The organism is Alteromonas sp. AMM-1, assembly GCF_047290655.1.
Lineage (GTDB): Bacteria > Pseudomonadota > Gammaproteobacteria > Enterobacterales > Alteromonadaceae > Alteromonas > Alteromonas mangrovi.
The window spans coordinates 1-5577 of the sequence record NZ_JBLBUE010000207.1; the positions used below are offsets into that span (position 1 = coordinate 1).

The window sequence follows — 5577 nt, forward strand, 5'->3', positions numbered from 1 at the left end:
AATAGTAATACCAGGTATCTGTATCAAAGGCATCTTTAAGAATAGGGCGGCCTAACACAAATTCAACCTGCTCTTTGGTCATGCCAATTCGCAATTTTTTTACGTCTTTTTCGTCAAGGAAGTTTCCTTGTGGAATATCAATTCGATAAATCCAGTTAGAACAGGCACTGGTAAATACAGTGAGCAAAAGCACAACAATCAGGTGAGACAGCTTCATTAACAGAAAAATCCAATTAAAACAGTTTGTAATCGTTATAGTGGGCCTGCATACCCTAAATTTGTTCTAAAAACGGTATGCCAGACATACTGGACGATGAGCATGCTAATCGCTCCGTGCCAGTACGTCAACTTCGACCCACAAAACATCACTTAGTTCGGTTGGACATTCTCTAAAAGTTCACGTGCGTTTGCCAGTGCATTCGGGGTGATCTTGTCTCCCGCCAATAACCTTGCCAATTCATCAATCCGTGCCTGCGCGGTTAACGCCAGAATATGGGTTTGGGTTTCATTGCCGTCTGTTGTTTTGGTAACAAACAGCTGATTGTGCGCTTGCGCTGCTACCTGGGGTAAATGGGTAACACACATTACCTGATTTTCTTTACCCAAGCGGCGTAGCAATTGCCCAACTATTGAGGCGGTTGGACCACTGATACCAGTATCAACCTCATCAAAAATCAGCGTTGGTGTTAAATCGCTGTCACGGCTAATAACTTGTAAAGCCAATCCAATTCGCGATAACTCACCACCTGAAACGACTTTGTCGAGTCGATCAGCTGGTTGACCCGGGTTGGTCGATACCAACATGGTAATGTCATCTAATCCAATAGCGGCAGGCTTATTGGTTAAGTTGTAGTTTACTTCAATGGTAAATACGGCATGAGGCATATTCAGTGTACGAATTTGCGCTTGAACCTGTTCAGCGAGTGCAGTTGCCGCTTTTGCCCTGCTGTCTGATAATGCTTTACTGGCGTCCATATAGTGTTGATGCGCTGCGGCAAGCTCTGCACTGATTTCATCAAGACGTTCACTATCGGCGTTTAAATTTGCTAACTCTTCACTTAATGCCTGGTGATGTGCATACAGATCTTCGGCCATCACAAAATGTTTTCTGGCCAGTTCCAAAGCCTGGCTGTAACGCTTTTCTACCTGTTGCAAACGCAGTGGATCAATTTCCAGATGATCGCAGTAACTGCGTAATTCATGCGCAGCCTCTTCAACTTGAATGGCGGCATCGTTTAGCATGGCTACAATCGGGGTGAGCGTAGGATCGTGCTCTTCTAATTCGCCCAGTTTATCCATACTGGTTCGAATTGCTTGCAGCGCGTTAAATTCGTCTGATTCGTACAGTGTGTAAAAACTCATTTGCGCTTGCTCGAGCAGTGTCTGACCGTTACTCAGGCGTTTGTGCTCAGCTTCTAACTCGGCAAATTCGCCATCTTCTATCGCAAAATCATTCAATTCAGATACCTGATAACTGAGTAATTGCTCGCGATCGGCACGTTGTTGCGCTGCTTCCTGAAGTTTTGTTAGCTCTTTGGCCAGAGATTGCCATTTTTGATAGGCGGCTCTGGTTTGTTCCAGCGCTTTTCTGTGTCCGGCAAAATCATCCACCAGTTTGCGTTGTACATCGTCTTTCAGCAGTTGCAGGTGCGTATTTTGACCGTGGATAGCAATAAGATGCTGCCCCAACTGTTTTAATTGTTGCAAGGCTACAGGTACACCATTTATAAAAGCCTTAGAACGGCCTTCCTTAGAAATCAAACGGCGAATAAAACACGTGTTGGCGTCATCATCGAGCACTACATCGTTTTCGTCCAGCCACTCTCTGGCCTTCGGGCTATCCAGCAACGAAAAATAGGCAATAATTTCGGCTTTATCGGCGCCTTTTCTCACCGCTGAGGCATCGGCGCGTTCGCCCATACACAGGCTGAGCGCATCAATAGCAATGGATTTACCCGCACCGGTTTCACCGGTTACCGCAGTCATTCCCGATTCAAATGCAATATTGACTTCTTTTACGACCGCAAAATTTTTAACCGAAAGATGAGATAACATAACCAACTCGATATTTATACAGTATGTGTAAATATATACAGTATTTTGGTGATGTAAAGAGGGGAGCGCGCAATTATTTCACATCACCCACCACAACCCCAGTGCTGTGCAGCATGGAAATACTAAAAAGTATTTTCTATTCAATAAAATACCTGCTTTTGTCGCGGTAAAAATGGCAGCAAGTACATACCAATGTGCAAAGTGAAATGTAGCAAACCACGTAACTGTTGCTAACAAGGGTATACAGTAAAGTGTACTGTATGCCACAGCTATCGCTGTTTGCTGGGGAATACTTACTGGCAACGTGTTCAGGTAGTGTTGGTACTGTGCTTTAACGCCCAGAGTATCGATTAGCTTACTTGCCAGCAAAATGCCCACAATAAAACTAAACAGATAACCTGCCGCATTGGATGCTTCAGGCGCAACAGATTGCATAAATACCTGGGCGCAAATCAACAGGATCAATAGCGAAATCAACCTAAGCATGCCTTTGTTGGGAGAGGCGATATCCGCTGTGATAAATAAGCGTAACATACCTGCTGGTAGCCAGCGAATGCGCAGTTTGACAGGGGGAAGTATTTGCTCAGTAATTAGAAGCACTGTCCAACTGCCTACTAACACTGGTGTAGAAAATACACTCATAGCGGGCATTAGCATTAGCGGTGCCAGAATGAGGCTAAATAGTGGGTAGCGCCTGTATAACGCCAACACAATCACTTGTACGGCCAGTAAACTCACTGCGGCGATAGGGAATAATTGGTACAGGGATTCTGTAAAAGGCTGGGAGAGTAATTGTTCAATATTACCCAGCGCCATTATAAGAAAAAGCAGAACAGGGCCCGCTATAAAAATATGCGCAGCATAAAGCGTAACCAGCAACGTTATGACAAAGCGTTGTGTGGCAGAAACGGGCAGGCTGGCATCGTAATATTTGTTAGGCGTAGCCAGAATGCCGTCTTTTTGTAGAACAACCCAGCTATGGGTAAGCAGCAAAAATCCCCATAACGTGAGACCAAATTGATTGGTTGGGGTGTCGGCATCTGCCAGTATGCCCAATGCCAATAACGGGAGTAAAAACAAGGCAGGCAGGGCCATTGGGAACAGGTACACCAAACCAGCCGCAGCTTGTTTGATACTGTTTAACCAGGCTTCCAGGTGTTGTTGATAAATAGCGAGCCGGAATGTCCAGTAGTGCATTAGCTGATACTGCGGATCTGTTGCATGGGGATTTCCCGCTCGAATGGCACCGTGAGTAGCGCGGTGTCATGACTGGCAATAATTAGCTGACCGGTAAACGCGTTCAGAATGGTATTCATTGCGTCTCTGGCGTCATTGTCGAGTCCATTGGTGGGCTCATCGAGTAACAGTAATTCAGGCTTATGAAGCAGGGCAGTGAGTAAGCTTAGCTTTTTGTAATTCCCCAGCGATAAATCCCCTACTTTTGTTTGCAGGAAGGGGGTTAGGCCAAGCGCATGCGCCATATTCAAATCCAGTTTGCATTTGTGCATGTGGCAGTGAAATGTTAGTAATTCCTGGGCGCTAAAAAAGGTAGGCAACGTTATTTTATTTGCGCTGATACCTATTCGTGACTTGGTTTCAATTGAATTCACCGATAGCTGGTTAAACTGTATCACACCTGAATCTGGCTGCATTAATCCTGCGGCAAGCAGCAATAATGTAGTTTTACCGCTGCCATTTTCGCCGGTGATCACCACGCGTTTCTCAGGTATTGCTAAGGTTAATTGGCTAAATAAAGCCACGCGCGAAAAACACAAGGATACATTGGTAACACTAAGCAATGGCGGTACTCACAATTTTCGGTTGTGTTGAATGTAGATAGAATCACAGCTAACCCGACCATTCCTCAAGCAAAAAATCATTTCAAAGTATGTCGTAGAGCGAATGATTGCTTAATTAATACAGCTTGCTACCCCAGCCCAGCTTCTTTCGCAATACATTGAAATAGTTGTAATCTTTAGGATGAACCATCGACAATCTGTGGTTGCCCTTGCGCACCCGGATTTCGTCACCGGGTAGCACGGGCAGAACAATGTGGCTATCGCAACTTACCTGCAAGCTGTCGGAGTTAACTTTGGATACCCGCATGGAAACGGTGCTGTTAGCATCTACTACAATTGGCCTGCTGCTCAATGTATGGGGAAACATGGGGACCAGGGTGAGGGCATCTAAATGCGGCATCAGAATTGGGCCGCCACCCGACAGAGAATAAGCAGTTGAACCCGTAGGGGTTGCTACAATTAACCCATCTGAGCGCTGACTGAAGACAAAGTGGTCGTCTATGAACACTTCAAATTCCATCATATGGGCTACTTTACCATGGTGGAGCACCACTTCGTTAACGGCTGAATTGTTACTTTTCAACAGTTCGTGACGATACACTTCCACTTCCAGTAAAAAGCGTTGCTCTACAATAGTTTCACCGTTGTAGATAAGATCCATCTGCTGAACCACTTCGTCGGGGTGAATGTCGGTAAGAAACCCCAGGTTTCCCCGGTTAACACCAACCACATGAATATTAAATCGGGACAGGACCCTGGCGGCTCCCAGCATATTACCATCGCCGCCTACTACTACAGCCAGATCGGCTTGTTTGCCGATGGTTACCAAATCGCACACGGTAAAATCGTCGCAATCCATTTCTGCGGCAACGGTTTCTTCAACCAGAATTTTGCATTGTTTAGCGCATAAATAGTCGGCCAGTGCATTTAAACTTGCGTGGGCTCCTTTATGAGCCGCTTTGCCGATAAGTCCAACCGTTTTATAAGGCATATGTGTGCATTCCCCATTTACTGAGGCGACATTAACATATCCGGTGAAGCAAAATAAAGCCGGTGGCAGCGCTATCTGCTATCCACCGGCAAAAATAGTGTTGAAAAGATTAACGGGCAGTCCAGCCACCATCGAGAATGAGTGTTTGGCCGGTAATGTTACGCGCGGCATTGCTGATCAGAAAATCAGCAGTTTCCCCCAGTTCTTCCAGGCTGATAAAGGCTTTCTTGGGCATAGGCTCCAACATGATTTTATTCACCACATCTTCTTCCGTAATGCCATTTTCTTTTGCCTGGGCGGCAATTTGTTTTTCAACTAATGGCGTTCTTACATAGGCCGGGCAAATGGTGTTAATGGTAACGTTGCAATCGCCTGTTTCCAGTGCAATAGTTTTCGCAAATCCCAGCAAACCGTGTTTGGCTGCTACGTAAGCCGACTTGAAAGGGGATGCTACTACAGAGTGGATTGAGCCGATATTAATGATACGGCCAAAGTTGTTACTGCGCATATGTGGCAGAAATGCCTGTGTGAGCAGTGCAGGCGCAACCAACATAATATTAATCAGTAGCTGCCACTTTTCAGGTGGAAAGTCCTCAATTTTAGACACATGCTGAATACCTGCGTTGTTTACCAGAATATCCACCGGCGTAGCTTTAAGTTTTTCGGGTAACGCTGCGATACCCGCCGCATTAGTAACGTCAATTTCCACCGGTTGGGCACTGCCACCGGCTG

Annotated in this window: 6 protein-coding genes; all 6 read right to left on the reverse strand. The window is 45.8% G+C overall.

The window, feature by feature from the left end; all coding sequences use genetic code 11:
- On the reverse strand, positions 1–217 hold a 217-nt coding region (locus ACLR2L_RS18530; protein ID WP_413370301.1), incomplete at its 3' end, for an outer membrane protein assembly factor BamE.
- A gap of 152 nt (positions 218–369) precedes the next feature.
- Positions 370–2055 (reverse strand): DNA repair protein RecN, encoded by a 1686-nt coding sequence (gene recN, locus ACLR2L_RS18535; RefSeq protein WP_413370303.1) that lies wholly within the window; start codon positions 2053–2055, stop codon positions 370–372.
- A gap of 78 nt (positions 2056–2133) precedes the next feature.
- Positions 2134–3252 (reverse strand): DUF6136 family protein, encoded by a 1119-nt coding sequence (locus tag ACLR2L_RS18540; protein ID WP_413370305.1) that lies wholly within the window; start codon positions 3250–3252, stop codon positions 2134–2136.
- Positions 3252–3815: an ATP-binding cassette domain-containing protein gene (locus ACLR2L_RS18545; protein ID WP_413370307.1), complete on the reverse strand. Its 564-nt coding sequence runs from the start codon at positions 3813–3815 to the stop codon at positions 3252–3254. Before ACLR2L_RS18545 ends, ACLR2L_RS18540 begins: the two co-directional genes overlap by 1 nt.
- 154 nt (positions 3816–3969) lie before the next feature.
- On the reverse strand, positions 3970–4845 hold the full coding sequence (gene nadK, locus ACLR2L_RS18550) for an NAD(+) kinase (protein ID WP_413370309.1): 876 nt from the start codon (positions 4843–4845) through the stop codon (positions 3970–3972).
- A 109-nt stretch (positions 4846–4954) separates the two neighbouring features.
- A partial coding sequence (locus tag ACLR2L_RS18555; protein WP_413370311.1) for a 3-hydroxybutyrate dehydrogenase occupies positions 4955–5577 on the reverse strand: 623 nt, incomplete at its 5' end.